The 26392-nt window shown below is 70.6% G+C and carries 23 protein-coding genes and 1 pseudogene; 17 read left to right on the forward strand and 7 right to left on the reverse strand.

What is annotated here, in order from left to right:
* The first annotated feature begins 121 nt into the window (after positions 1-121).
* A complete protein-coding gene (locus WHN02_RS15875) occupies positions 122-553 on the forward strand; it encodes a Fur family transcriptional regulator (protein ID WP_434739520.1) in 432 nt (143 codons plus the stop codon).
* A 24-nt stretch (positions 554-577) separates the two neighbouring features.
* On the forward strand, positions 578-2851 hold the full coding sequence (gene katG, locus WHN02_RS15880) for a catalase/peroxidase HPI (RefSeq protein ID WP_434739521.1): 2274 nt from the start codon (positions 578-580) through the stop codon (positions 2849-2851).
* A gap of 78 nt (positions 2852-2929) precedes the next feature.
* Here katG and WHN02_RS15885 read toward each other — a convergent pair whose 3' ends face one another.
* The gene (locus WHN02_RS15885; RefSeq protein WP_434739522.1) at positions 2930-3772 is read right to left on the reverse strand and encodes an NmrA family NAD(P)-binding protein; all 843 of its coding nucleotides are present in this window, start codon (positions 3770-3772) and stop codon (positions 2930-2932) included.
* An 82-nt stretch (positions 3773-3854) separates the two neighbouring features.
* Here WHN02_RS15885 and WHN02_RS15890 point away from each other — a divergent pair, with 82 nt between their 5' ends.
* A complete protein-coding gene (locus WHN02_RS15890; protein ID WP_434739523.1) occupies positions 3855-4823 on the forward strand; it encodes an AraC family transcriptional regulator in 969 nt (322 codons plus the stop codon).
* Positions 4824-4884: 61 nt separating this feature from the next.
* Here WHN02_RS15890 and WHN02_RS15895 read toward each other — a convergent pair whose 3' ends face one another.
* Positions 4885-5823, reverse strand: coding sequence for an alpha/beta hydrolase (locus tag WHN02_RS15895; RefSeq protein ID WP_434739524.1), 939 nt, complete (start codon positions 5821-5823; stop codon positions 4885-4887).
* A gap of 124 nt (positions 5824-5947) precedes the next feature.
* Between WHN02_RS15895 and WHN02_RS15900 the strand changes: the two are divergent.
* From WHN02_RS15900 to WHN02_RS15915, 4 genes and pseudogenes are all read left to right on the forward strand, one after another.
* Positions 5948-6097: pseudogene (locus WHN02_RS15900) on the forward strand (TetR family transcriptional regulator); the annotation flags it as partial.
* A gap of 21 nt (positions 6098-6118) precedes the next feature.
* A complete protein-coding gene (locus tag WHN02_RS15905) occupies positions 6119-6640 on the forward strand; it encodes a hypothetical protein (protein ID WP_434743971.1) in 522 nt (173 codons plus the stop codon).
* 2 nt (positions 6641-6642) lie between these two features.
* The gene (def, locus tag WHN02_RS15910) at positions 6643-7191 is read left to right on the forward strand and encodes a peptide deformylase (RefSeq protein WP_434739525.1); all 549 of its coding nucleotides are present in this window, start codon (positions 6643-6645) and stop codon (positions 7189-7191) included.
* 177 nt (positions 7192-7368) lie between these two features.
* Positions 7369-9150 (forward strand): N-acetylglutaminylglutamine amidotransferase, encoded by a 1782-nt coding sequence (locus tag WHN02_RS15915; RefSeq protein WP_434739526.1) that lies wholly within the window; start codon positions 7369-7371, stop codon positions 9148-9150.
* A gap of 12 nt (positions 9151-9162) precedes the next feature.
* Here WHN02_RS15915 and WHN02_RS15920 read toward each other — a convergent pair whose 3' ends face one another.
* The gene (locus tag WHN02_RS15920) at positions 9163-10308 is read right to left on the reverse strand and encodes a carboxylate-amine ligase (protein ID WP_434739527.1); all 1146 of its coding nucleotides are present in this window, start codon (positions 10306-10308) and stop codon (positions 9163-9165) included.
* A gap of 138 nt (positions 10309-10446) precedes the next feature.
* Positions 10447-11469 carry a zinc-dependent alcohol dehydrogenase family protein gene (locus WHN02_RS15925; RefSeq protein ID WP_434739528.1) on the reverse strand — a complete coding sequence of 341 codons (1023 nt, stop codon included), beginning with the start codon at positions 11467-11469 and terminating at the stop codon, positions 10447-10449.
* Positions 11470-12020: 551 nt separating this feature from the next.
* Here WHN02_RS15925 and WHN02_RS15930 point away from each other — a divergent pair.
* Together WHN02_RS15930 and WHN02_RS15935 are read left to right on the forward strand one after the other, a co-directional pair.
* Positions 12021-12782, forward strand: a complete 762-nt coding sequence (locus tag WHN02_RS15930; protein ID WP_434739529.1) for an AfsR/SARP family transcriptional regulator — start codon at positions 12021-12023, stop codon at positions 12780-12782.
* Positions 12783-12891: 109 nt separating this feature from the next.
* Complete coding sequence (locus WHN02_RS15935; RefSeq protein WP_434739530.1) at positions 12892-14082, forward strand: cytochrome P450; 1191 nt, start codon at positions 12892-12894, stop codon at positions 14080-14082.
* A gap of 64 nt (positions 14083-14146) precedes the next feature.
* Here the strand turns inward: WHN02_RS15935 and desII are convergent, their stop codons facing one another.
* From desII to WHN02_RS15950, 3 genes are read right to left on the reverse strand one after another with little or no spacing between them, the layout of a single operon-like run.
* Positions 14147-15616, reverse strand: coding sequence for a dTDP-4-amino-4,6-dideoxy-D-glucose ammonia-lyase (desII, locus tag WHN02_RS15940; protein ID WP_434739531.1), 1470 nt, complete (start codon positions 15614-15616; stop codon positions 14147-14149).
* Between the two features lie 37 nt (positions 15617-15653).
* The gene (locus tag WHN02_RS15945; RefSeq protein ID WP_434739532.1) at positions 15654-16859 is read right to left on the reverse strand and encodes a dTDP-4-dehydro-6-deoxyglucose aminotransferase; all 1206 of its coding nucleotides are present in this window, start codon (positions 16857-16859) and stop codon (positions 15654-15656) included.
* Entirely contained in the window at positions 16856-18166 is a 1311-nt protein-coding gene (locus WHN02_RS15950; protein WP_434739533.1) for an NDP-hexose 2,3-dehydratase family protein, read from the reverse strand. Before WHN02_RS15950 ends, WHN02_RS15945 begins: the two co-directional genes overlap by 4 nt.
* A 334-nt stretch (positions 18167-18500) precedes the next feature.
* On the opposite strand from WHN02_RS15950, the gene WHN02_RS15955 reads away from it, so the two are divergent.
* From WHN02_RS15955 to WHN02_RS15990, 8 genes are all read left to right on the forward strand, one after another.
* Complete coding sequence (locus tag WHN02_RS15955; protein ID WP_434739534.1) at positions 18501-18803, forward strand: hypothetical protein; 303 nt, start codon at positions 18501-18503, stop codon at positions 18801-18803.
* Between the two features lie 298 nt (positions 18804-19101).
* On the forward strand, positions 19102-20235 hold the full coding sequence (locus tag WHN02_RS15960; protein WP_434739535.1) for a cytochrome P450 family protein: 1134 nt from the start codon (positions 19102-19104) through the stop codon (positions 20233-20235).
* Between the two features lie 10 nt (positions 20236-20245).
* Positions 20246-21556 carry an activator-dependent family glycosyltransferase gene (locus tag WHN02_RS15965; RefSeq protein WP_434739536.1) on the forward strand — a complete coding sequence of 437 codons (1311 nt, stop codon included), beginning with the start codon at positions 20246-20248 and terminating at the stop codon, positions 21554-21556.
* A 97-nt stretch (positions 21557-21653) separates the two neighbouring features.
* Positions 21654-22808, forward strand: coding sequence for an acyltransferase family protein (locus WHN02_RS15970; RefSeq protein ID WP_434739537.1), 1155 nt, complete (start codon positions 21654-21656; stop codon positions 22806-22808).
* A gap of 16 nt (positions 22809-22824) precedes the next feature.
* Positions 22825-23949 carry a DegT/DnrJ/EryC1/StrS family aminotransferase gene (locus tag WHN02_RS15975; RefSeq protein WP_434739538.1) on the forward strand — a complete coding sequence of 375 codons (1125 nt, stop codon included), beginning with the start codon at positions 22825-22827 and terminating at the stop codon, positions 23947-23949.
* A gap of 45 nt (positions 23950-23994) precedes the next feature.
* Positions 23995-24768, forward strand: a complete 774-nt coding sequence (locus tag WHN02_RS15980) for a class I SAM-dependent DNA methyltransferase (RefSeq protein WP_434739539.1) — start codon at positions 23995-23997, stop codon at positions 24766-24768.
* Complete coding sequence (locus WHN02_RS15985; RefSeq protein ID WP_434739540.1) at positions 24765-25370, forward strand: dTDP-4-dehydrorhamnose 3,5-epimerase family protein; 606 nt, start codon at positions 24765-24767, stop codon at positions 25368-25370. Before WHN02_RS15980 ends, WHN02_RS15985 begins: the two co-directional genes overlap by 4 nt.
* 26 nt (positions 25371-25396) lie before the next feature.
* Positions 25397-26380 (forward strand): NAD-dependent epimerase/dehydratase, encoded by a 984-nt coding sequence (locus WHN02_RS15990; protein ID WP_434743972.1) that lies wholly within the window; start codon positions 25397-25399, stop codon positions 26378-26380.
* The last annotated feature ends 12 nt before the right edge of the window (positions 26381-26392 follow it).

Raw genomic sequence — 26392 nt, forward strand, 5'->3', positions numbered from 1 at the left:
CCCGGTAGTCGGCCGGTCGGGGGTTTCGTCCCGGTTCGCGGGGCGGGTCCGGTGGGGGACGACACGACGGGCTCGACCGCAAAACTAGATTGATTCCAGAAGAGTGGACTATGTTCGGAGGATGACGTCCGACTTCGAGACCCAGTTGCGGTCGGTCTCGTTGCGCGTGACCCGGCCTCGGTTGGCGGTGCTCGCGGCGCTGCGTGACCACCCGCACGTGGACACCGACACGGTGATCGCGCTGGTCCGGGCCGACCAGCCCACCGTCTCCCAGCAGGCGGTCTACGACGTACTGCGCGCCCTGACCGACGCCGGCCTGGTGCGGCGCATCCAGCCGGCCGGGGCGACCGCCCGGTACGAGTCCCGGGTGGGGGACAACCACCACCACATCGTGTGCCGCTCCTGCGGCACGATCGCCGACGTCGACTGCGCCCTCGGCAGCGCTCCCTGTCTCACCGCCTCCGACGACCACGGGTTCGTCGTCGACGAGGCGGAGGTCGTCTACTGGGGCACCTGCCCCGACTGTGCGACGACCCCACGCACCTCCCAGTGATCCCGTCAGCCCGGAAGGAAGTAGATGAGCACCCAGGACAACGCCCCCTCCAGCGCCCAGGGCGTGGACGCCAAGGCGGCAGCCGGCTGCCCGGTCGCGCACGACTCCGTGACCTCGCACGGCAGTGAGAGTGAGAACCCGGCGATCGACTCACCGACCCCGAGGACCAGCGGTCGTCCGCGTACCAACCGGGACTGGTGGCCGAACCAGATCGACCTCTCCGTGCTGCACGCCCACTCCTCGAAGGGCAACCCGCTCGGGCCGGACTTCAGCTACGCCAAGGAGTTCGCCAAGCTCGACGTCGAGGCCCTCAAGCAGGACATCGTCAAGGTCCTCACCACCTCGCAGGACTGGTGGCCGGCCGACTTCGGCCACTACGGCGGCCTGATGATCCGGATGAGCTGGCACGCCGCCGGGACGTACCGCATCGAGGACGGTCGCGGTGGCGCCGGTGACGGCGGTCAGCGCTTCGCCCCGCTCAACAGCTGGCCGGACAACGCCAACCTGGACAAGGCCCGCCGGCTGCTCTGGCCGGTCAAGCAGAAGTACGGCCAGCAGATCTCCTGGGCCGACCTGCTGGTCCTCGCCGGTAACGTCGCCCTGGAGTCGATGGGGTTCAAGACCTTCGGATTCGGTTTCGGCCGGGAGGACGTCTGGGAGCCCGAGGAGATCTTCTGGGGTCCGGAGGACGCCTGGCTCGGTGACGAGCGGTACGTCTCCGACAAGGAGGTGTCACCCGGCGTCGGAGCGACCGAGATGGGGCTGATCTACGTCAACCCGGAGGGTCCGCGCGGCAACGCCGACCCGCTCGCGGCGGCGCACTTCATCCGGGAGACCTTCGCCCGGATGGCGATGAACGACGAGGAGACCGTGGCCCTCATCGCCGGTGGTCACACCTTCGGCAAGACCCACGGTGCCGGCGTCGCCGACGACCACGTGGGCCCCGAGCCGGAGGGCGCCCCGCTGGAGTCGCAGGGTCTGGGCTGGCTCAGCACCCACGGCACCGGAAAGGGCGGGGACACCATCACCAGCGGTCTGGAGGTGACCTGGACCGACCGCCCCACCGAGTGGAGCAACAGGTTCTTCGAGATCCTCTTCGGCTACGAGTGGGAGCTCACCACGAGCCCCGGTGGCGCGAAGCAGTGGGTCGCCAAGGACGCCGAGGCGATCATCCCGGACGCCCACGACCCGTCGAAGAAGCACAAGCCGACGATGCTCACCACCGACCTGTCGCTGCGCGTCGACCCGGAGTACGAGAAGATCTCCCGCCGGTTCCTGGAGAACCCCGACGAGTTCGCGCTGGCCTTCGCCAAGGCCTGGTACAAGCTCCTGCACCGTGACATGGGCCCGGTCAGCCGGTTCCTCGGGCCGTGGGTGCCGGAACCCCAGCTGTGGCAGGACCCGGTGCCCGCCGTCGACCACGAACTCGTCGGTGACGGCGACGTCGCCGCCCTCAAGGCGAAGGTCCTGGAGTCCGGTCTGACCACCGCCCAGCTGGTCTCCACCGCCTGGGCCTCGGCGGCCAGCTTCCGCTCCACCGACAAGCGCGGCGGCGCCGACGGCGCGCGGATCCGCCTGGAGCCGCAGCGCAGCTGGGAGGTCAACCAGCCCGAGCAGCTCGCGGCGGTCCTGGAGACCCTCGAGGGTGTCCGGCGGGAGTTCAACGAGGCCGGCGGGGCGAAGATCTCCCTGGCCGACCTCATCGTCCTGGCCGGGTCGGCGGCGGTGGAGAAGGCCGCCCGCGACGCCGGGGTCGAGGTGACCGTGCCGTTCCGGCCCGGGCGCACCGACGCCGCCCAGGAGCAGACCGACGTCGAGTCGTTCCGGGTCCTCGAACCCCGGGCCGACGGGTTCCGCAACTACCTGCGCCCCGGTGAGAAGACCCAGCCGGAGGTCCTGCTCCTGGACCGGGCGTACATGCTCGACCTGACCGCGCCGGAGATGACCGTCCTCGTCGGCGGCCTGCGTGCCCTCGGCAACAACGTCGGCGGTACGCGGCACGGCGTCCTCACCGACCGTCCCGGGGCGCTCACCAACGACTTCTTCGTCAACCTGCTCTCCCCGGGCACCCGGTGGAAGGCGTCGGAGTCCGAGGAGCACGTGTTCGAGATCCGGGACCTGGCCACCGACGAGGTGAAGTGGACCGCCTCCGCGGTGGACCTCGTCTTCGGCTCCAACTCCCAGCTGCGGGCCCTCTCCGAGGTGTACGCCGGTCGGGACGCGGGTGACAAGTTCGTCGCCGACTTCGTGGCGGCCTGGACCAAGGTCATGGAGCTCGACCGGTTCGACCTCGCCTGATCCCGACGTCCACCACGAGCCCCGGCCGATCCCTGCACGGGATCGGCCGGGGCTCGCCCCCGTCGGAGTGGGCGGTCCTCACCGCTGCGGCTCCCAGCCGCCCGCCGCCGCGACCCGCACCACGTACTCCTCGAAGGACCGGGGTGCGCGCCCCGACACGGCGGCGACGTCGTCCGTCGGTTCGGCGATCACCCCGCGTTCCATCACCACGAACATGTCGGCGAGCTGGCGGGCGTCGTCCTTCTCCCAGCCCTGCCCGACCAACCCGGCGGCGTACGCGTCGGGGGAGACCTGCCGGTACGAGACGGGCCGCCCGGCCGCCCGGGAGATCAGCTCGACGGCCTCGGCGAAGGTCAGGGCGCGCGGCCCGGACAGCTCGTAGATCCGCCCGGCGTGTCGGCCGGGTTCGGTGAGCACCCTCGCCGCGACGTCGGCGACGTCCTCCACGTCGACGAACGGCTCGGGCACCGCCCCGGCCGGGAGTGCCAGCTCTCCGGCGACCAGCGGGCCGTGGAAGATGTCCTCGTCGAAGTTCTGGTCGAAGTTCGCCCCCCGCAGCACTGTCCACTCCGATGCCGAGCCGCGTACGGCGTCCTCGGCCGAACGCATGTCCGCCCCGAACGTGCCGTCGCCCCAGGAGTCGGCCCCCCGCCCGGAGAGCAGGACCAGACGCCGTACGCCGGCCGCCTCGGCCCGCGCCACGAACTCGTGCACCGGGCCGGGTACCGGTGGGGGCACCACGTACACGGCGGTCACGCCCCGCAGGACGGCGTCCCAACCGTCGGGGTGCGACCAGTCGAAGCGGGTAGGGCTGGTCCGGGAGGCGGTCCGTACCGCCCCGCCGTGCAGTCGTAGCCGGGCGGCGACCCGCCGTCCGGTCTTGCCCGTGGCACCGAGGACGAGGGTGGTGTCGTTGTTCATGACCTCCATTCGACGCCAGACCGGTGGACGCAGCCATGGGTGAGAAGCCGGACCGCATGTGTCGTCGTCTACCGTCGGGTCGATGGACGCGTTCGGTGACCTGTTCCGGGGGATGCGGGCCCGGGGTTCGTTGTTCGGCAACTCGACGCTCTCCCCGCCCTGGGCCCTGCACTTCGTCGACGGCGCACCCCTGACGTTGTGCACCGTCCTCGGCGGGTCGGGCTGGATCGTGCCGGAGCACCGGGCGCCCGTACCGCTCGGCGCGGGGGAGACGGTCATCGTGCGGGGACCGGCCCCCTTCACCTTCGTCGACGAGGTCGACACCCGGGCCGTGCCGGTTCCGTGCGGCGAGCACTGCGCGGCCCCCGAGCAGGGTGGAACCCGGCACCGGATCGGGTGGACCCGCGAGTGCGGTGACGCCGACGGCTCCGGTGACGGCGCGACCACGTTGATCGTCGGGGCGTACCCGGTGCGCGGTGAGGTGAACCGGAGGTTGCTGGAGGCGTTGCCCGTGGTGCTGCGCGCCACGCCGGGAGGTGGGGCCGAGGCGATCCTGGGGCATCTCGCCGCCGAGGTCGCCACCGACACCCCCGGCCAGCAGGTGGTCCTGGACCGGCTGCTGGACTGGATGCTGGTCTGTGCGGTGCGGGAGTACTTCGACAGACCCGGCGGCACACCGCCGCCCTGGTACGCCGCGCAGCGGGATCCGGTGGTCGGCGAGGCGCTGCGTCTGCTGCACGCCGAACCGTCGGCACCCTGGACGGTCTCCTCCATCGCCGGGCGGACGGGGGTGTCGCGTTCCACCCTGGCGAAGCGTTTCGTCGACCTGGTCGGCGAACCACCGCTGACCTACCTGACCCGCTGGCGCATGACGCTCGCGGCGGACCTGCTGGTCGAGCGGGAGACGGCGACGGTCGCCGCTGTCGCCCACGCCGTCGGCTACTCGGACCCGTTCGCCTTCAGCGCGGCGTTCAAACGGATCCGGGGTGTCAGCCCGAGCGGCCACCGACGCGGCGGCACGCCCGTTCCCGCCGGTCCACCGCGCGCCTGACCGGCCGGGTCAGGCGCGCAGCCCGCGGGGCGGGATCGCCAGGTACCTGACGGCGGCGTCGTCACCCCTGCCGGTGCCGACGGACGAAGTCTCCGGTGGCCTGCCCGAGCCGGGTGAGTCCGGGCTCCTCGATCGGCAGGTGCCCGGCCCGGTCCAGGATCACCAGCTCGGTGTCGGCGGCGATCCGTTCGAAGAAGGGCACGCTGAACTCCGGCGGGGTCCAGCGGTCGGCTCCGGGGTGGACCATCAGGACCGGGCAGACGGTGAACCGTTCCGGCTCCATCGGTGGCGCACCGGTGAGGAAGGTGCGCAGGAAGCGGAGGGGGACCCGGTTGCCGCCGCCGCACCGGTCGGCCCGCACCAGCGCGGTCAGCGCCGGTTCGTTGCTCATCGCGGCCATGTTCGCCACCATCCCCATGGGTACGGGCAACCGGTCGAGCCGACGCAGCCTGGGCATCACCGTCGGTCCCAGCCGCCCGACCACGGGCATCCGGGTCATCCGGGCCCGTACCTCCGGTCGCCCGGGGTCCAGCAGACAGGTGACGACCAGCCCGGCCACCCCGCCGCGCGCCGCGGCCTGGTAGGCCAGCATCCCGCCCATGCTCGCCCCGAGCAGGAACACCGGACGGTGGGCGCGGGACCGTTCGGCGGCGACGAGGTCGGTGACGCAGTCGAGCCAGTCCGGGTACGACACGGCGGTGTCGGTGCGGGTCAGTCCGTAGCCGGGGAGGTCGGGGGCGACCACCTCGACCGACTCGGCCCGCCGCAGCAGTCGGGCATAGGGAGCGAGCATGCGACCGTACCCGCCCGCCCCGTGCAACAGGACGAGGGTGGCCTCGGCGTCGGGGGCCGGGAACCGATCGAGGTGTACGTCGACGTCCCGCCACCGCCACCACTGTTCCACCGGGTCGTCGTCGCCGTGGCGCAGCGACGGTGGATAGAAGCGCTCGTACCCGCGCCAGAAGGTGACGTCCTGATAGGTCTGTCGGTGAGGGGGCACGTCGGCCTTCCGTCGGGTGGATCCGCCCCGCGACGAGGTCGGTCCACTCAGGTGAGTTTGTCCTACTCGTAGCTATGATACGAGGAATTCCTCAGGTTCAGGTACTCGCGTTCGGAGGTCACCGGTGCCACCTCGGCCGTCCCCACATCAGCCCAGGAAGACACCGCGCCAACACCGGTCGTGGCAGACCCGGCGGCGCATCCTCGACGCGGCTGCTCGCGTTTTCGCCGAGCACGGGCACGCCGCGGGTACGACCGACCGCATCGCCGCGGCGGCCGGGCTCTCCGTCGGATCCGTGTACCAGTACTTCCCGAACAAGGACTCGATCCTGCTGACCCTCGCCCTGGCCCACCTCGACGAGGGCACCGCCGTCGTACGGGCCGGTCTCACCCGGGTCGCCGACGGACCGGTACGGCTGACCGAGTGGCTGCCCGTCGTGGTCGAGGGGTTCACCCGGCTGCACGCCGACGAGCCGAGGCTGCACCGGGTCCTGTTCGAGGAGTCGCCCCGGCCACCGGAACTGCTCGACCGGTTCCGGCTCGCCGAGCAGGAGGCGGTCACCGCCGTCGCGGGCCTGCTCCGACGGGATCCCGACCTGGACCTACCCGACCCCGAGCGCACCGCCCGGATCGTGGTCGCGGTGGTGGAGTCCCTGGTGCACCGGCTCGTCGGACAGGGCGGGGGAGAGGCGGAGGAACTGACCGGTGAGATCACCACGGTGGTGACCGGGTACCTGCACGCCGCCGCCCGTCGACGTCCGGTGACCGACCCACCGACCCTTCCTCACCATCGTGGGCCGACTGCCTACAATGGGTGACTGTGCAGACCTCCACCGGCACTCCACGCCCCATCACCCGGTACGGCGCACCGGTCCTCCACCGCCGGTGTGCCGAGGTGACCGTCTTCGACGACGACCTCGCCCGGCTCGTCGCCGACATGTACGCCAGCATGTACGCCGCCCGAGGGGTGGGCCTGGCCGCCAACCAGATCGGGGTGGACGCCCGGATCTTCGTGGTGGACTGCGCCGACGCGACGGGGACGCGCACCGTGGCGGTGGTGGTCAACCCGGTGCTGCACCTGCCCGAGGCACGGGAACTCGTCGCCGACGAGGAGGGGTGCCTGTCGGTGCCCGGTCAGCACGCCGAGATGACCCGGTCGGCCGTCGCCGCCGTGACCGGATTCGACCTGCGGGGCGAGCCGATCCGACTGGAGGGCAGCGGCACCCTGGCCCGGTGCTTCCAGCACGAGGTCGACCACCTCGACGGCCTGGTCTACGTCGACAGACTCCCGACCAAGCAGCGTAAACGGATCCTCACCGCCAGCGCCGAACACCCCGGCGTCGGGGCGGGCGTACCCGACCAGGGCTGAGCCGGGGGTCGGCCGGTGGCGGGTCGACCGATCGGACGGTTTCACCACGCTGACGACGGGTAGACGGCCGCTCCGGCCCGACACCCGGTCACATCGCCGGTAGCGGGCTGAGAGGCGTACCGACGACAGGAGTGGTGACGGTGCCCGCATCACCCACGACGACCAGGGCCTCCTGACGTGTGCGGCATCAGCGGTGAGGCGAGGTTCGACGGCAGTCCGCCGGACGCCGACGCGGTGCTGCGGATGAACGAGGCGTTGCGCTCGCGCGGCCCGGACGGCGAGGGGGCGTGGGACTGCGGGTGGGTGGCCCTCGGGCACCGCCGGTTGACCGTGATCGACCTGTCCGACGCGGGCGGCCAGCCGATGGTCCGCGAGGACCTCGGACTCGCCGTGGTCTTCAACGGCTGCATCTACAACTATCCGCAGCTGCGCGAACAGCTGCGCGCCGCGGGACACACCTTCCACTCCACCAGTGACACCGAGGTGATCCTGGTGGCGTACGCCGAGTGGGGCGAGGACTTCGTCGACCACCTGGTCGGGATGTTCGCCGTCGGCCTGGTCGACCGGACCCGGCGCCGGCTGGTCCTGGCCCGCGACCGGCTGGGCATCAAGCCCCTCTACCTCGCCGAGAGGCCCGGACGGCTGCGGTTCGCCTCGACCCTGCCGGCCCTGCTGGCCGCCGGGGACGTCGACACCTCGGTCGACCCGGTGGCGTTGCACCACTACCTGTCGTGGCACTCGATCGTGCCGGCACCCCGGACCATCCTGCGCGGGGTGCGGAAGCTGCCGCCGGCCACCGTCCGGGTCGTCGAGGCCGACGGCCGCAGCCGCGAGCGCGTCTACTGGCGGCCCGACTACGTCCGCGACAGCGCGCACGCCGGCTGGGACGCCGGCGACTGGCAGGACGCGGTCGGCGAGGCCCTGCGCACTGCGGTACGACGCCGTCTCGTCGCCGACGTGCCGGTAGGGGTGCTGCTCTCCGGAGGGCTCGACTCCAGCCTGATCGTGGCGCTGCTCGCCGAGGCGGGACAGGAGCGGGTCCGGACGTTCAGCATCGGCTTCGACAGCCGTGGCGACGAGGCAGGCGACGAGTTCCACTACTCCGACCTGGTCGCCCGGGCCTACGACACCGACCACCAGCGGATCCGGCTCGCCGACGACGACCTGGTGCCCGCCGTCCGCCGGACCGTCGCGGCGATGACCGAGCCGATGGGCAGCCACGACGTGGTCGCCTTCCATCTGCTCTGCGAGCAGGTGGCGGCCCACGTGAAGGTGGCCCAGTCCGGCCAGGGGGCCGACGAGGTCTTCGCCGGGTACGGCTACCACCAGCCGATGGCCACGGTGCCCCGGGTCGACGCCGCGCGCCGGTTCGCCGACGCCTTCTTCGACCGGGACCACGCCGAGTTGAGCCGGGTGGTCGGGTTCCCGGTCCCTGACGTCGACGCCAGCCGGGACCTGGTCGTCGCCGACCTGGCGGCCCCCGGCGCGGACACCGCCCTGGACGCCGTACTGCGCCTGGACACCCACCTGATGTTGCCCGACGACCCGGTCAAACGGGTCGACAGCATGAGCATGGCGTGGGGGTTGGAGGTCCGGACCCCCTTCCTCGACCAGGACCTGGTGGCGCTCGCCGCCGCCTGCCCCCCGGAGCACAAGGTCGCGCAGGGCGGCAAGGGGGTGCTCAAGGAGATCGCCCGGCAGGTGCTCTCCGCCGAGGTCGTCGACCGGCCGAAGGGCTACTTCCCGGTGCCTGCGCTGCGCAACGTCGACGGTCCGCTCCGGGAACTGGTCACCGAGGCGCTGCGGGCACCGGCCGCCCGGGAGCGGGCGCTGTTCCGACCGGAGTACGTCGAGGAGTTGCTCGCCGAACCGGACCGGGCGCAGGCCGCTGCCGGCAGCAACAAGCTGTGGCAGCTCGGCCTGCTCGAACTGTGGCTCCAGACCCACGGGGTCCGCTGAACGCCGTACCGGTCAACAGTCGACGGTCTGGGCGGTCAGGTGGTCGAGGACCGCGCGGACGTCACCGCCGGTGGCGGCCATGATCCGTCGCTGCCGGGCGGCCCCGGTCCCGTCGCGGCGCAGCCGGGCGAGCTGTTCCAGGACGTACGACAGGTCGTCGTGGCGCACCAGCGCGGGGGTGACCGCCGCGACCAGCTCCTCCACGAGGTGCCACGCGGGCCGTGCCCCGCCGGCCCGCAGGTCGATCAGGTCGCCGTCGAGGCCGTGGTGGGCGGCCCGCCAGTGGGCCGCCGCCACCAGACATCCGCGCAGCCGGGGCGCGGCGACACCGGCGCGTACGTCGTCGGCGGTGGTGGCGACCAGCGCGCGTACCAGGGCGGCGACCAGCACCGTGTCGTCCACCCGGGGGCAGACGTCCCCGACCCGGATCTCCACCGTCGGATAGCTGGTCGACGGGCGGGCGTACCAGTAGACCATCGCCGAGTCGAGCATGATCCCCGCGTCGACGAGGGCGGCCACCGTGGCGTCGTAGTCGGCGGCGGAGGTGAAGTACGGGGTGGGGCCGATGCTCGGCCACCGTTCCAACTGCATCGACCGCCAGCTGGCGTGCCCGGTGTCGTACCCGTCGTGCAGGGGCGAGTTGACGGTGATCGCCTGGACGATCGGCAGCCAGGGCCGCAGGTGGTTGCAGACCTGCACCGCCAGTTCCCGGTCGGGCAGGCCCACGTGGACGTGGCAGCCGCAGACCGCCGGGTCGTGCGCGACCGGGCCGAAGCGTCGGGACATGGCGTGGTAGCGGGGTTCGTCGGGCACCGTCCGGTGGGGTTCCCGGACGGGGGTGGCGCCGACGGCGACCAGGTTGGCCCCGGCGGTCCGGGCCGCGTCGGCAGCGCTGCGGCGCAACGCCACCAGGTGGTCGCGCAGCTCGCCGAGGTCGGTGCAGACCGGGGTGACCATCTCGACCATGCTGTGCCGGAACTCCTGGCGGCTCTGCTGCCGGGCCGGTCCGGGCAGGGCGGCGAGCACCCGGTCGGCGACCGGCAGGCTGCCGCCGGTGGCGGGGTCCAGGAGCAGGAACTCCTCCTCCACGCCGACGGTCAGCGGCGTGGTCACCCGCGTCGTTCCCGCTGTCGACACCGCTGTCGGACGGTTCGTCATCGTCGGCACCCCATCAGCGAGGGAGGACGGCTGTCGCCGCCGGAGCGCCTGACTTCCCGACCGGGTTCCCGGCAAACGGCACCGCCACCCGGCGGTGGCGGCACCGGCGGTCTGCTGGGAGCCGGTTCCGGCGTCGGGTCAGGGGCGCAGGAGGACCTTGACGGCGCGACGTTCGTCCATCGCGCGGTAGCCCTCGGCGGCCTCGTCGAGGGGGAGGGTGAGGTCGAAGACCCGGCCCGGGTCGATCTGCCGGTCCCAGATCAGGGTGTTCAGTTCGGGCAGGAACCGGCGTACGGGTGCGGGGCCGCCGTGCAGGTGCACGTGGGAGAAGAACAGTTCCATGCCGGAGAGCTGCACGTCGTGGGTGACGCCGACGTAGCCGACGTGTCCGCCGGGTCGGGTGGACCGGATGGCCTGCATCATCGACTCCTGGGTGCCGACCGCCTCGATCACCGAGTGGGCGCCGAGCCCGTCGGTGAGGTCCTTGATCCGGGCCACCCCGTCCTCGCCGCGTTCGGTGACGACGTCGGTCGCCCCGTACTCGACGGCGAGCTTCTGGCGTGGTTCGTGCCGACTCATCGCGATGATCCGTTCCGCGCCGAGCTGGTTGGCCGCCAGGACGCCGAGCAACCCGACGGCGCCGTCCCCGACGACGGCGACGGTCTTGCCCGGCCCGACCGCTGCGGCCACCGCGGCGAACCATCCCGTCCCCAGTACGTCGGAGGCGGCCAGGAAGCTGGGGACCAGCTCGTCCGGCGGCGTCTCGGGGGTGGCGACCAGGGTCCCGTCGGCGAGCGGTACCCGCAGGTACTCCGCCTGGGCGCCGAGCCCGCCCATCCCCACCCGGTGCAGGCACGAGCTCTGGTAGCCGGAGCGGCAGATCTCGCAGGTGTTGTCGGAGGCGAAGAAGGAGCCGACGACGAACTGGCCGGGGCGCAGCGTACGGACCTCGCCGCCGACCTCCTCGACGACGCCGACGTACTCGTGGCCCATCGGGGCCGCTCCGGTGACCTTCTCGATCCCCCGGTACGGCCACAGGTCGGAGCCGCAGACGCAGGTGGCGGTCAGCCGGATGACCGCGTCGGTCGGCGCCTCGATCCGGGGGTCCTCGCGCTGCTCCACCCGGACGTCACCGGGGGCGTACAGGACTGCGCCGCGCATGTCTGCCTCCTTCGACCGGCCGACCCGCCTCGGGGTCGTCGGCTCCTCGTCCGGCCCTTCGGCGACCGGGTGAGGTAGACGTTCCCTGGGTCGTGGTGGTGAAACGGAGCGAGGTGTGGGATCTCCCCGGATAAAACCGCCTTCCGGGCAAAAACCGCAGTTCGCTATTGCATCCGGCTTTCCCGGTCGGGATGGTGGTACCGGCCCCGGCGAATATGTTGCCCAGTGTGACGGGCGTACGTATTGACGGCGTCTACCAGCGAAAACGCCACCGGTGCGGCATTACTGGTCCGGCGGGTGTGCGGTGGTGTGAGGGAACCGTACCGTCAAGGGCTCGCGGCCTCCTTGATCGGGGTGCTAGTTTCGGCTTAGCGCGCTTCGATCACCATGGATCGCTGAATGTCCGGTTCCATTGCTTTTCGATGGGGGATGTAGTGCAATTGCAAAATCCGGAGACCGTGGTAAGCCTCGGAGTCCTGGGTCCGCTGTTCGTCAGTTCCCCATCGCCGCGAAAGACGCCGACGGCACGGAAACCGAGAAATGTTCTCGCAATGCTCCTCGTCCACGCCGACCAGGTCGTTCCGGTCTCCGTCCTGGTCTCCGAGCTCTGGGACGACGAGCCGCCGGTCAGCAGACTGACCACCCTCCAGACGTACATTCTCAATCTGCGCAAGATGTTCGTGGCGGTCACCGGCCTGCCCGCCGAGGAGGTCACCCGGAGTCTGCTCATCACCCGGGCCGGCGGTTATCTGCTCCGCGGTGACCAGATCGCCCTCGACGTCCGGGAGTACCAGCGTCTGATGTCGGCCGGCTGCGCCGCGCTCGGCCTCGGTGACGACGTGACCGGCACCCGCAGGCTCACCGAGGCCCTCGGGCTCTGGCGCGGGCCCGCGCTCGTCGACGTCCCCCTGGGTCGGGTGCTGGAGTCGAAGCGCCGCGAACTGGAGGAGTCCTGGCTCATGGCCAGCGAATACCTGGTCGGCGCGAAGTTGCGTCAGGGGATGTACCGGGAGGCCCTCATCGAGCTGACCGCGCTCACCGCGGAGAATCCGCTGCACGAGGGGCTCCAGGCGCAGTACATGCGGGCGCTGTATCTCAGTGGCCGACGCGCGCAGGCGTTGGAGGTCTTCCACCGGTTGCGCCGCAACCTCGTCGACGAACTGGGTCTGGAACCGGAGCCGCAGGTGCAACGGATCCATCAGGCGATCCTGAACGCCGAGACCGACTTCGAGGACGATCTGCGCGTCATCCGCCCGTTTCCCTCCGAGGTCGGCGCCACGAGTTGGGGCCGGGTCCGGGTCCGGGCGAGCTGACCGATTCCCGCGTACGGCGACGAACTGAGTCGACAATCAGCGACATTGGCGAAGATCGACATCTCTGCCCGGGGGTGGACGGGATGGACGACGAACGGTGGGGAGAACCATGACCACGATCGAACAGATCCCGAGCATGGCCGACGAGGCCGTCCTGCTCGACTGGCTGGCGGTGATGCGTGACAGACATCCGGTCTGGCAGGACCAGTACGGCGTCTGGCACGTCTTCCGGCACAGCGACGTACGCGAGGTCCTCCGCGACACCGCCACCTTCTCCTCCGACCCCACCCGCGTCATCGAGGGAGCCGACCCGACACCAGGGATGATCCACGAGATCGACCCGCCGGAGCACCGGGCCCTGCGGAAGGTCGTCAGCAGCGCCTTCACCCCGCGTACCATCGCCGACCTCGAACCACGCATCCGGGAGGTGACCCGGTCACTGCTGGCCGACGCCGGTGACCGCTTCGACCTGGTCGAGGCGCTCGCCTTCCCGCTGCCGGTCACGATCGTCGCCGAGCTGCTGGGCCTGCCCCGGATGGACCACAAGCAGTTCGGTGACTGGTCCGGCGCACTGGTCGACATCCAGATGGACGACCCGACCGATCCGGCCCTGGCCGAACGCATCATGCAGGTGCTGAACCCGCTCACCTCCTACCTGCTCGACAGGTGTCGGGAACGACGGGCCGAACCGCAGGACGACCTGATCTCCCGGCTGGTGCTGGCCGAGGTCGACGGGCGCGCCCTCGACGACGTGGAGGCGGCCAACTTCTCCACCGCGTTGCTGCTCGCGGGGCACATCACCACCACCGTCCTGCTGGGCAACATCGTCCGTACCCTCGACGAGCACCCGGAGTACTGGACGGCCGCCGCCGAGGACCGGGGCCTGATCGCGCCGATCATCGAGGAGGTGCTGCGCTTCCGTCCCCCGTTCCCCCAGATGCAGCGCACCACGACCAGGGCCACCACCGTCGGTGGAGTCGAGATCCCGGCCGACGTCATGGTCAACACCTGGGTGCTCTCGGCGAACCGTGACCCCCTGGCGCATCCCGACCCGGACACGTTCGACCCGTCCCGCAAGATCGGTGGTGCCGCGCAGCTCTCCTTCGGCCACGGCGTGCACTTCTGCCTCGGCGCCCCGTTGGCACGCCTGGAGAACCAGGTCGCCCTGGAGGAGATCATCGCCCGGTACGGTCGACTGGCCGTCGACCGCGACGACGACACGCTGCGTCACTTCGACCAGATCGTCCTCGGCACCCGGCACCTCCCGGTGCGGGCGGGCACCCCGGCCGAGACCGCCTGAACCCCGCCCGCTCCGACGCGGCGGCGCGTGATCGCGCCGCCGCGCCGGAGCGCGCCGAATCCGTTCAGACGGCGCGGATCAGGCCCCGGTGCTGATCCCACCCGTCGGCGACGTCCTGTTCGAGCTGGTTGAGTCGGGCGGTCACCGACTGGTCGAAACCGTCGAGGAAGAACTCGTCCCCCGGCTGCGGATCGACGCTGCGACCCGAGGTGACGAAGTCGTGGACGACCGAGTGCAGACTCCGGTCCGGGGTGACCCGCCCGGCGATGTAGCGGGTGGCCCCCGCCAGCCCGGGGAAACCGGCCTCCCGGTAGAGGTAGACGTCGCCGAGCAGGTCGATCTGCACCGCCACCTGCGGATGGGCCGTCGGGCGCATCGTCTCCGGTCGGATCCGCAACAACTGGGCGTCGACACCCCGACGCAGGCTCTCCAGCGCGTAACCCAGGTCGGTCTGCATGCCCGGGGTCCGCTCGGCGGCGTAGTCGACGAACCGGGCGAGACCCTCCCGCAACTCGGTCCGTTCGTCCTCGGACAGCCTGCCGTCGTCCCGTCCGCTGTAGTCCTCGCGGACGGTGACGAAGTCGAGCGGCCGGTCCGGGCTGGACTCGTTGAGTTCGGCGATGAAGTCGACCAGGTCGATGAGGCGGTTGGCCCGCCCCGGCAGGATGATGTGGTTGAGTCCGAGCCGGACCGGTGCCGCACGTTCGGCACGCATCCGGAGGAAGTCCTGAAGGTTCTTCCGGACCCGTTCGAAGGCGCCCCGTTTGCCGGTGGTGGCCTGGTACTCGTCGTTGTTCAGCCCGTACAGGGAGGTGCGGACCGCGCCGAGGTCCCACAGGCCGGGCTGGCGGCGCAGCGTCTGCTCGGTGAGGGCGAAGGCGTTGGTGTAGACGGTCAGGGCGAAGCCCCGCCGGGCGGCGTGCGACACCAACGCCCCGATGCCCGGGTTGGTCAACGGCTCCAGCCCACCGGAGAGGTACATCGCCGTCGGGTTCTCCGACGGCACCTCGTCGATGACCGAGGTGAGGATCTCGTTGCCGGGCACCACCGACGCCGCGTCGTACTTGGCTCCGGTCACCCGTACGCAGAAGTGACAGCGGAACATGCACGTCGGGCCGGGGTAGAGCCCGACGCTGTAGGGGAAGGCGGGTTCCCGCCGTACCGCCGCCTCCAACGCGCCGGCGGCGTTCAGCGGCCTGATCGTGTTGCTCCAGTACTTGCCCGCCGGCCCCTGCTCCACCGCCGCGCCCAACTGTGGGATGCGATCGAACAGGTCGAGCAACCGGCCGAACCCGGCCCGGTCCAGGTCGAACCGACGGCGCATCTGCTCCAACGGGGTGAACGGCGAGGCACCGTAGTGGGCGGTGAGGTCGGCGAGCCGGGCGGCCTGTCGTTCGGCGGTGTCGGATGCGGCGCCGGTGAGGCGGGTCACCTCGGCGCTGAGCGCCCGCACCACGGCCGGCCGGTCGGCGTCGGGTCGTGCCGCGTCCGCGATCCCGATCGGTGCGGCGGTCGCCGTAGGAGTGGTCTTCATCGACGTGCGAACCCTTCTGGCGTCTGTGGTACGAGGATCACGAACCGTTGCGTTTCCGCTTGTCCCACTCCGCGTTGATCAGCGGACCGCTGGTGGTGGCGAGTCGGATGACGTCGCACACCCGGCGGATGTCCTCACTGGACACCGAGGGGCCGGTCGGGAGGGCGAGGACCCGTTCGGCGAGCCACTCGGTCCGGGTCAGCCGCAGCGGTGGCTCCGTGCGGTAGGGCGGCATCTGGTGGCAGGCGGGGGAGAAGTAGGGCTGCGCGACGACCTTCTCCGCGCGCAGGATCGCCTGCAGCCGGTCCCGGTCGATGCCGGTGGAGGTGCCGTCCACCAGGATGATCACGTACTGGTGGTTGCTCTCGTCGTCGGGCGGGAGCGAGTGCACCGTGACACCGCGTACGTCGCGCAGCTCGCTGGTGTAGAGCGCGTGGTTGACCCGGTTGTGCTCCTTGGTCTCGGCGAACGCGTCGAGGGAGGTGAGCCCCATGGCCGCGGCGCACTCGCTCATCTTGCCGTTGGTGCCGATCTCGGTGACCACCTTGTCGGGGCCGATGCCGAAGTTGTGCATGGCCCGGATCCGCTCGGCGAGCAGGCCGTCGTCGGTGACCACCGCCCCGCCCTCGAAGGCGGTGACCGCCTTGGTGGCGTGGAAGCTGAACACCTCGGCGTCACCGAACCCGCCCACCGGACGTCCGTCCGTCGTGCAGCCCAGGGCGTGGGCGGCGTCGAAGAAGAGTTTGACCTGGTGCTCGGCGGCGATCTTCGCCAGCGCCTCCACCGGTGCGGGTCGACCCCACAGGTGGACGCCGACGATCGCGCCGGTCTGCGGGGTGACGAGCGCGGCGACGTGGTCCGGGTCGACCAGCCCGGTCGCCGGGTCGACGTCGCAGAACACCGGTGTGAGTCCGAGCCAGCTCGCCGCGTGCGCGGTGGCCGCGAAGGTCATCGACGGCATGATCACTTCACCGGTGACGTCACCGGCCCGCAGCACCAGCTCCAGGGCGACGGTGGCGTTGCAGGTGGCGATGCAGTGCCGTACCCCGACCAGGTCGGCGACCCGGGCCTCGAACTCCCGGACCAGAGGTCCGCCGTTGGTGAGCCAATTGTTGTTCAGGGCCCACTCCAGGCGGGCCAGGAACCGCTGCCGGTCGCCGATCGTCGGCCGGCCCACGTGCAGCGGGTGCAGGAACGCCTCGGGTCCGCCGAAGATCGCCAGATCGGTCGGTACGCGCTTCATGCCGTCGCCCGGTTGTAGACGGCGGACGCGCAGGCGACGAGGCTGCGCAGCTGGATGTTGACGTAGTGGCTGTGCGCGAGCAGGTCGGTGATCTGGCCGAAGGTCATCCACCGGTGGTCGGGGGCGCCGCCGTCGTCGAAGTCCTCGGGCACCTCGACGAGCATGTACCGGTTCTCGTTGCGGTAGAAGCGGCCACCCTCCTCGGAGTGCCAGGCGTCGTAGCGGATCCGGGTACGTGGAACGTCCAGCACGTAGTCGAGGTAGGTGGGGCGGTGTTCCTCGGGCACGTCGGTGTAGTTGTCCGGCTGACAGTGCACCGTCGCCGCCAACTCGGCGACGTCGTGGCCACCCGCCTCGGTGCGCAGGTGCACGAGGGCGTGGAGGGTGCCGTCGATCTCCTTGACCAGGAGGGCGAGCATGCCGTGGTTGGCGGGGGAGAGCAGCGGTTGCATCCAGGACCTCACCTCGCGGTGACCGGTCGTCACGGAGACACCGAAGATGCTGAAGTACTTCTTGTCCTCGTGTTCGATGCCGTCGTCGCGCCGGATCCACCCGCTGCGGTCGATGTCGGCCAACGGCCGGGTGCGTTGGACGAACTCCCGTGTGGTGCGTACGTCCGAGATCCAGCTCAGCAGGGTGTTCATGTTGTGGACCGGGGTGCCCGCCCCGACGAACGAGCGCAGCAGTCGGGTCTCGAAGGAGCCCTCGGACAGTCCGTCCAGCACCCGGCCGACGGCGTCGGGTTCCACCCTGGTCGGTATGCAGGCCAGCACGGACCGCAGGTCCATGTTCACCACGTTGTCGTAGCGGAGCATCGCCCGTAGTTGGGCGAGGGTGAGCCACCTGCAGTTCGGGTGTTCGGGTGGGTCCTCGAAGACCTCGACCACCATGTTGCGGTTGCGTTTGCGCAGGAACCAGGAACCCTGTTCGGACTGGAGGACGTCGACGAGGGGGCGGTGGGGTCGGGTGCCGTTGAAGTACTCGATGAACGGGACGTGCGCTCCGTTGTGGACCCTCGTGTAGTTGCTGCGGGTGGCCTGCAGGGTCGGTGAGAGCTGTACGGCGTTGATGTTGCCCGGTTCGGCCTTGGCCTGCACCAGGGCGTGCAGTACGCCGTCGAACTCCCGCACGATCAGTCCGAGGAACCCGATCTCGGGCTGGACGATGATGGGTTGGATCCAGTCCCGTCGCCATCCGAAGTTGGTCCGGACGTGCAGACCCTCGATGGAGAAGAAGCGCCCGGAGTCGTGCGCGAGCCGGCCGTCCTCCGGGTGGAACGACCAGCGTTCCATGGTGCTGAAGGGCACTCGGTGCACCTCGAGCCGATGCTCGGTGGCGCGGTGGGCCAGCCAGTCGTGGACGTCGTCGGTGGCGGTGGGAGGTCCGCCGTGCCGAGTCAGGAAACGTATTGCCGATTGTGTGGATTCCGGAGTCGCATGACCGTTGACCCGATCCCCCATACGCCTCTCCCGTGATGTCGTGGCGGTCCGTGCGGTGCCGCCCGGACTGACAATCGTCGATCAAGACCTCGCCCAGTGTAGGGCTCCGCCCGCGACGGGAGAAGGTCCGTCGAACAACTTCCGGGTGGCCGGTCACCGACGTCGGTGAAACGGGCGTCGGCCCACACGGTCATTGCGACAGGTGAACTTCCTAACTGTCGGCGTGCACATCTTTCTGACCAGTGTGGTTCCGTGGTATGACGCGTTCCCTGCTCGTCTGGAACTGTGCGTGGGACTGACCGGTTGCGGCGTGTTTTCGCCCGTTTCCGAACTGCGGATTCATCGATCGCGCAGGTGGGACCGCCTGCCCGGCCGGGATGATCTGCAATCATGGCGCTCAATGACGATCTCTTGTAGCATGGTCCGCGCCGAGGGTCCGACAGGCCCGAAACACCTGGCATCCAGCCTGTTCGACGACGTCGACATCACCGTGCAGCAGCGATGACACCGACACCACGCCATGCTGGTGCCGCACTGGAAGGGTGGCGCGATCAGGGAAATGGCCGTGTCACTGCACAGGCGTCAAACAGCTGTCCGGGCCTGCGGAGACAGCATCGATCTGCGTCAGCCGCGCATTGCCCCGGCGGGACTGCCGTGGGAATCCGTTCCAGGGGCCGTCCGCGGTGACGATCGCGGAGCCCGGTTTCGAGCCGGCAGGTAGTAGGCGATGCAGGCGTTTCGTCTCGCGCCGGACTCCTCGTACTAGGTGGAATTCGTCACAGTCCTCAATCCGGGAGCGTTCTATGGCAGTTGGCGATCGAAGGCGGCTGGGCCGGGAGTTGCAGATGGCCCGGGGTCTCTACTGGGGGTTCGGTGCCAACGGCGATCTGTACTCGATGCTCCTGTCCGGGCGGGACGACGACCCCTGGACCTGGTACGAACGGTTGCGGGCCGCCGGCCGGGGACCGTACGCCAGTAGGGCCGGAACGTGGGTGGTCGGTGACCACCGGACCGCCGCCGAGGTGCTCGCCGATCCGCGCTTCACCCACGACCCGCCCGACGCCGCCCGGTGGATGCAGGTGGCCCACTGCCCGGCGGCCTCCTGGGCCGGCCCCTTCCGGGAGTTCTACGCCCGCACGGAGGACGTGGCGCCGGTGACCGTGGACGCCGAGTGGCTCCAGCAGCGGTGCGCCCGGCTGTTGACCGAACTGGGGTCGCGCTTCGACCTCGTGAACGACTTCGCCCGGGAGGTCCCGGTGCTGGCGCTCGGCACCGCGCCCGTGCTCAAGGGGGTGGACCCCGACCGGCTCCGGTCCTGGACCTCGGCGACCCGTGTCTGTCTGGACGCCCAGGTCAGCCCGCAACAGCTCGCGGTGACCGAACAGGCGTCGACGGCCCTCGACGAGATCGACGCGGTCACCGGCGGGCGGGACGCCGCGGTGCTGGTGGGGGTGGTGGCGGAACTGGTGGCCAACACGGTCGGCAACGCCGTCCTGGCCGTCACCGAGCTGCCCGAGCTGGCGGCACGACTCGCCGACGACCCGCAGACCGCCACCCGCGTGGTGACGGAGGTGTCGCGGACGAGTCCCGGCGTCCACCTGGAACGCCGCACCGCCGCATCGGACCTCCGGGTGGGCGGGGTCGACGTCCCGGCCGGTGGCGAGGTGACGGTGGTCGTCGCCGCGGCCAACCGCGACCCCGAGGTCTTCACCGACCCCGACCGGTTCGACGTGGACCGCGACGGCGACGCCGAGATCCTGTCGTCCCGGCCCGGTTCGCCCCGCGCCGACCTCGACGCCCTGGTGGCCACCCTGGCCACGGCGGCGCTGCGGGCCGCCGCGCCGGTGTTGCCCCGGCTGTCCCGCCCCGGGCCGGTGATCAGACGACGTCGGTCACCCGTCGCCCGTGGTCTCAGCCGTTGCCCGGTCGAGCTGTAGAGGAAGAACGATGCGCGTCGTGTTCTCATCGATGGCTGTCAACAGTCATCTGTTCGGGCTGGTCCCGCTCGCAAGCGCCTTCCAGGCGGCCGGACACGAGGTACGGGTCGTCTCCTCACCGGCCCTGACCGACGACGTCACCGGTGCCGGTCTGACCGCGGTGCCCGTCGGTGACGACGTCGAACTGGTCGAGTGGCACGCCCATGCGGGCCAGGACATCGTCGAGTACATGCGGACCCTCGACTGGGTCGACCAGAGCCACACCACCATGTCCTGGGACGACCTCCTGGGCATGCAGACCACCTTCACCCCGACCTTCTTCGCCCTGATGAGCCCCGACTCGCTCATCGACGGGATGGTCGAGTTCTGCCGCTCCTGGCGTCCCGACCTGATCGTCTGGGAGCCGCTGACGTTCGCCGCTCCGATCGCGGCCCGGGTCACCGGAACCCCGCACGCCCGGATGCTGTGGGGTCCGGACGTCGCCACCCGGGCCCGGCAGAGCTTCCTGCGACTGCTGGCCCACCAGGAGGTGGAGCACCGGGAGGATCCGCTGGCCGAATGGTTCGACTGGACGCTGCGGCGCTTCGGCGACGACCCGCACCTGAGCTTCGACGAGGAGTTGGTGCTGGGGCAGTGGACGGTGGACCCGATCCCCGAGCCGCTGCGGATCGACACCGGCGCCCGTACGGTGGGCATGCGGTACGTCCCCTACAACGGTCCCTCCGTGGTGCCCGACTGGCTGCTGCGGGAGCCCGGGCGTCGGCGGGTCTGCCTGACCCTCGGCGGATCCAGCCGGGAACACGGCATCGGGCAGGTCTCCATCGGCGAGATGCTGGACGCCATCGCCGACATCGACGCCGAGTTCGTGGCCACCTTCGACGACCAGCAGTTGGCCGGCGTGGGCACCGTTCCCGCGAACGTCCGTACCGCCGGGTTCGTGCCGATGAACGTCCTGCTGCCCACCTGCGCGGCCACCGTGCACCACGGCGGCACCGGCAGTTGGCTGACCGCGGCCATCCACGGCGTACCTCAGATCATCCTCTCGGACGCCGACACCGAGGTGCACGCCAAGCAGCTCCAGGACCTCGGGGCGGGGCTGTCGCTCCCGGTCGCCGGGATGACCGCAGAGCACCTGCGGACGGCGATCGAGCGGGTCCTCGACGATCCGGCGTACCGCCTCGGTGCGGAGCGGATGCGTGACGGGATGCGGACCGACCCGTCGCCGGCCCAGGTGGTCGGCATCTGTCAGGACCTGGCCGCCGACCGGGCGGCACGTGGCTCGCAGCCGCGTCGAACCGCCGAACCGCACCTGCCGCGATGACCGTCACCATCACCGGGACCGGCTGATGCCGGTCCCGGAATCCACTCGCCGACTTTCCATCTGACACGAGGGGGCCCCGGTGGTTACCTCCACCAACTTGGACACGACAGCACGGCCGCCACTGAACTCGCTGACCGGGATGCGGTTCGTCGCCGCGTTCCTGGTCTTCTTCACGCACGTCCTGTCGAGGCTCATCCCGAACAGCTACGTGTACGCCGACGGCCTGGACGCCTTCTGGCAGACCACCGGACGGGTGGGGGTGTCGTTCTTCTTCATCCTCAGCGGGTTCGTCCTGACCTGGTCGGCGCGGGCGAGCGACTCGGTGTGGTCGTTCTGGCGCAGACGGGTCTGCAAGCTCTTCCCCAACCACCTGGTCACCGCCTTCGCCGCCGTGGTGTTGTTCCTGGTCACCGGCCAGGCGGTGAGCGGTGAGGCGCTGATCCCGAACCTCCTGCTGATCCACGCCTGGTTCCCGGCCCTGGAGATCTCCTTCGGCATCAACCCGGTGAGCTGGTCGCTGGCCTGCGAGGCGTTCTTCTACCTGTGCTTCCCGCTGTTCCTGTTCTGGATCTCCGGTATCCGCCCGGAGCGGTTGTGGGCCTGGGCCGGTGTGGTGTTCGCCGCGATCTGGGCGGTTCCGGTGGTCGCCGACCTCCTGCTGCCGAGTTCCCCGCCGCTGATCCCGGGGCTCGAGTACTCCGCCCTCCAGGACTGGTTCCTCTACACCTTCCCGGCGACGCGGAGCCTGGAGTTCATCCTCGGGATCATCCTGGCCCGCATCCTGATCACCGGTCGGTGGATCAACGTCGGGCTGCTCCCCGCGGTGCTGTTGTTCCCGGTCTTCTTCGTCGCCTCCCTCTTCCTGCCGGGTGTCTACGCCATCTCCTCGTCGATGATGATCCTTCCCCTGGTTCTCATCATCGCCAGCGGCGCGACGGCGGACCTCCAGCAGAAGCGCACCTTCATGCGCAACCGGGTGATGGTGTGGCTCGGCGACGTCTCCTTCGCGCTCTACATGGTCCACTTCCTGGTGATCGTCTACGGGGCCGACCTGCTGGGGTTCAGCCAGACCGAGGACGCCCCGCTGGGTCTCGCACTCTTCATGATCATCCCGTTCCTCGCGGTGTCCCTGGTGCTGTCGTGGCTGCTGTACAGGTTCGTCGAGCTACCCGTCATGCGTAACTGGGCACGCCCGGCCTCCGCCCGGCGCAAGCCCGCCACGGAACCCGAACAGACCCCTTCCCGCCGGTAAGAAGGACGGTGCATCGGTGACCACCTACGTCTGGTCCTATCTGTTGGAGTACGAGAGGGAACGAGCCGACATCCTCGATGCGGTGCAGAAGGTCTTCGCCAGCGGCAGCCTGATCCTCGGCCAGAGTGTGGAGAACTTCGAGACCGAGTACGCCCGCTACCACGGGATCGCGCACTGCGTGGGCGTCGACAACGGCACCAACGCGGTGAAACTCGCGCTGGAGTCGGTGGGTGTCGGACGCGACGACGAGGTCGTCACCGTCTCCAACACCGCCGCCCCCACCGTCCTGGCCATCGACGAGATCGGCGCCAGGCCGGTCTTCGTGGACGTCCGCGACGAGGACTACCTCATGGACACCGACCTGGTGGAGGCGGCGGTCACCCCGCGTACCAAGGCCATCGTCCCCGTGCACCTGTACGGGCAGTGCGTGGACATGACAGCCCTGCGGGAACTGGCCGACCGGCGGGGCCTCAAGCTCGTCGAGGACTGCGCCCAGGCCCACGGTGCCCGGCGGGACGGTCGGCTGGCCGGGACGATGAGCGACGCGGCGGCCTTCTCCTTCTACCCGACGAAGGTCCTCGGCGCCTACGGCGACGGCGGCGCGGTCGTCACCCACGACGACGAGACCGCCCGCGCCCTGCGCCGGCTGCGGTACTACGGGATGGAGGAGGTCTACTACGTCACCCGGACGCCGGGTCACAACAGCCGCCTCGACGAGGTGCAGGCCGAGATCCTGCGGCGCAAACTGACCCGGCTCGACGCGTACGTCGCGGGTCGGCGGGCCGTCGCCCAGCGGTACGTCGACGGGCTCGCCGACCTCACGGACTCGCACGGCCTCGAACTCCCCGTGGTGACCGACGGTAACGAACACGTCTTCTACGTGTACGTCGTCCGCCACCCGCGCCGCGACGAGATCATCAAGCGTCTCCGGGACGGGTACGACATCTCCCTGAACATCAGCTACCCCTGGCCGGTGCACACCATGACCGGCTTCGCCCACCTCGGCGTCGTGTCGGGGTCGCTGCCGGTCACCGAACGGCTGGCCGGCGAGATCTTCTCCCTCCCCATGTACCCCTCCCTCCCTCACGACCTGCAGGACAGGGTGATCGAGGCGGTGCGGGAGGTCATCACCGGGCTGTGACGAGCCCGCCTGTCGTCAGCGAAGACCACTCTGGAAGGGCCGGTCATGCCGAACAGCCACTCGACCACGTCGAGCACCGACGTCGCCCCGTACGAGCGGGCGGACATCTACCACGACTTCTACCACGGCCGTGGCAAGGGGTACCGCGCCGAAGCCGACGCGCTCGTGGAGATCGCCCGTAAGCACACCCCCCAGGCGTCGACCCTGCTGGACGTGGCCTGCGGCACCGGATCGCACCTGGTCGAACTGGCGGACAGCTTCCGGGAGGTGGTGGGGGTCGACCTGTCGGCCGCCATGCTCGCCACCGCCGCCCGCAACGACCCCGCGCGGGAACTGCACCAGGGCGACATGCGCGACTTCTCCCTCGACCGCAGGTTCGACGTCGTCACCTGCATGTTCAGCTCCACCGGCTACCTCGTCGACGAGGCCGAACTGGACCGTGCCGTGGCGAACCTGGCCGGGCACCTCGCGCCTGGCGGCACCCTCGTCGTGGAACCGTGGTGGTTCCCGGAGACGTTCCGGCCCGGCTGGGTCGGGGCCGACCTGGTCACCACCGGTGACCGGCGGATCTCCCGGATGTCGCACACCGTCCCGGCGGGACTGCCCGACCGCACCGCCTCCCAAATGACCATCCACTACACGGTGGGGTCCCCGGAGGCCGGGATCGAGCACTTCACCGAGGTGCACGTGATGACCCTGTTCGCCCGCGCCGCCTACGAGCAGGCCTTCCAGCGGGCGGGCCTGAGCTGCTCGTACGTCGGCCACGACCTGTTCTCGCCGGGCCTGTTCGTCGGGGTCGCCGCGGAGCCGGGGCGGTGAGGGTCGAGGAGCTGGGCATCGAGGGGGTCTTCACCTTCACCCCGCAGACGTTCGCCGACGAGCGGGGGGTGTTCGGCACGGCGTACCAGGAGGACGTGTTCGTGGCGGCGCTCGGCCGCCCGCTGTTCCCGGTGGCCCAGGTCAGCACCACCCGGTCCCGGCGGGGTGTGGTCCGGGGGGTGCACTTCACGGCGATGCCCGGCTCCATGGCGAAGTACGTCTACTGCGCCAGGGGACGGGCGATGGACTTCGCCGTCGACATCCGGCCCGGTTCCCCCACCTTCGGCCGGGCCGAGCCGGTCGAGCTCTCCGCCGAGTCGATGGTCGGGATGTACCTACCGGTGGGCATGGGCCACCTGTTCGTCTCCCTGGAGGACGACACCACCCTCGTCTACCTGATGTCCGCCGGTTACGTCCCCGACAAGGAACGGGCGGTGCACCCACTGGATCCGGAGCTGGCGTTGCCGATCCCGGCCGACCTCGACCTCGTCATGTCCGAGCGGGACCGGGTGGCACCCACCCTCCGGGAGGCCCGGGACCAGGGCATCCTGCCCGACTACGCCGCCTGCCTGGCCGCCGAGCCCGCAGGGGTGCGGACGTGACCCCGACCGGGCGTGCGGGGCCGGTGGTGGTGCTCGGCGCGTCGGGTTTCCTGGGTTCGGCGGTCACCCACGCCCTGGCCGACCTCCCGGTGCGGGTGCGGCTCGTCGCCCGTCGGGAGGTCGTCGTGCCCTCCGGTACCGTCGCCGACTACGAGACGCACCGGATGGACCTCACCGAACCCGGAGCGCTCGCGGAGGTGGTCGCCGACGCCCGGGCGGTCTTCCCGTTCGCCGCGCAGATCAGGGGTACGTCCGGGTGGCGGATCAGCGAGGACGACGTGGTCGCCGAACGGACGAACGTCGGCCTGGTCCGGGACCTGATAGCCGTCCTGTCCCGCGCGCCGCACGCCCCGGTGGTGGTCTTCCCGGGCAGTAACACGCAGGTCGGCAGGGCCACCGCCGACCGGGTCGTCGACGGCAGCGAACAGGATCACCCCGAGGGCGTCTACGACAGGCAGAAGCACACCGGGGAACAGCTGCTCAAGGAGGCCACGGCGGCCGGGGCGATCCGGGCGACCAGTCTGCGGCTGCCCCCGGTGTTCGGGGTACCCGCCGCCGACACCGCCGACGACCGGGGGGTGGTCTCGACCATGATCCGTCGGGCCCTGGCCGGCGAACCGCTGACGATGTGGCACGACGGCACCGTACGCCGGGAGCTGCTGTACGTGACGGACGCCGCCCGGGCCTTCGTCACCGCCCTGGACCACGCCGACGCGCTCGCCGGACGCCACTTCCTGTTGGGGACGGGGCGTTCCTGGCCGCTGGGTGAGGTCTTCCGGGCCGTCTCGCGCAGCGTCGCCCGGCACACCGGCGAGGATCCGGTGCCGGTGGTCTCGGTGCCGCCTCCGGCGCACATGGACCCGTCGGACCTGCGCAGCGTGGAGGTCGACCCCGCCCGGTTCACCGCGGTCACCGGGTGGCGGGCCACGGTCACGATGGCGGACGCGGTCGACCGGACGGTGGCGGCGTTGGCCTCCCGCCGGGCCGCCGCCCCGTCCGAGCCGTCCTGACCGGGGCCACCC

The organism is Micromonospora sp. SH-82, from assembly GCF_051132485.1.
In the GTDB taxonomy this organism is placed as follows: Bacteria; Actinomycetota; Actinomycetes; order Mycobacteriales; family Micromonosporaceae; genus Micromonospora.

Bases quoted from the DNA above. Each gene is read 5' to 3' on its own strand.
- WHN02_RS15875 (WP_434739520.1), top strand. From the start codon at position 122: ATGACGTCCGACTTCGAGACCCAGTTGCGGTCGGTCTCGTTGCGCGTG.
- katG (WP_434739521.1), top strand. From the start codon at position 578: ATGAGCACCCAGGACAACGCCCCCTCCAGCGCCCAGGGCGTGGACGCC.
- WHN02_RS15885 (WP_434739522.1), bottom strand. From the start codon at position 3,772: ATGAACAACGACACCACCCTCGTCCTCGGTGCCACGGGCAAGACCGGA.
- WHN02_RS15890 (WP_434739523.1), top strand. From the start codon at position 3,855: ATGGACGCGTTCGGTGACCTGTTCCGGGGGATGCGGGCCCGGGGTTCG.
- WHN02_RS15920 (WP_434739527.1), bottom strand. From the start codon at position 10,308: ATGACGAACCGTCCGACAGCGGTGTCGACAGCGGGAACGACGCGGGTG.
- WHN02_RS15925 (WP_434739528.1), bottom strand. From the start codon at position 11,469: ATGCGCGGCGCAGTCCTGTACGCCCCCGGTGACGTCCGGGTGGAGCAG.
- WHN02_RS15930 (WP_434739529.1), top strand. From the start codon at position 12,021: ATGCTCCTCGTCCACGCCGACCAGGTCGTTCCGGTCTCCGTCCTGGTC.
- WHN02_RS15935 (WP_434739530.1), top strand. From the start codon at position 12,892: ATGACCACGATCGAACAGATCCCGAGCATGGCCGACGAGGCCGTCCTG.
- desII (WP_434739531.1), bottom strand. From the start codon at position 15,616: ATGAAGACCACTCCTACGGCGACCGCCGCACCGATCGGGATCGCGGAC.
- WHN02_RS15945 (WP_434739532.1), bottom strand. From the start codon at position 16,859: ATGAAGCGCGTACCGACCGATCTGGCGATCTTCGGCGGACCCGAGGCG.
- WHN02_RS15960 (WP_434739535.1), top strand. From the start codon at position 19,102: ATGGCAGTTGGCGATCGAAGGCGGCTGGGCCGGGAGTTGCAGATGGCC.
- WHN02_RS15965 (WP_434739536.1), top strand. From the start codon at position 20,246: ATGCGCGTCGTGTTCTCATCGATGGCTGTCAACAGTCATCTGTTCGGG.
- WHN02_RS15980 (WP_434739539.1), top strand. From the start codon at position 23,995: ATGCCGAACAGCCACTCGACCACGTCGAGCACCGACGTCGCCCCGTAC.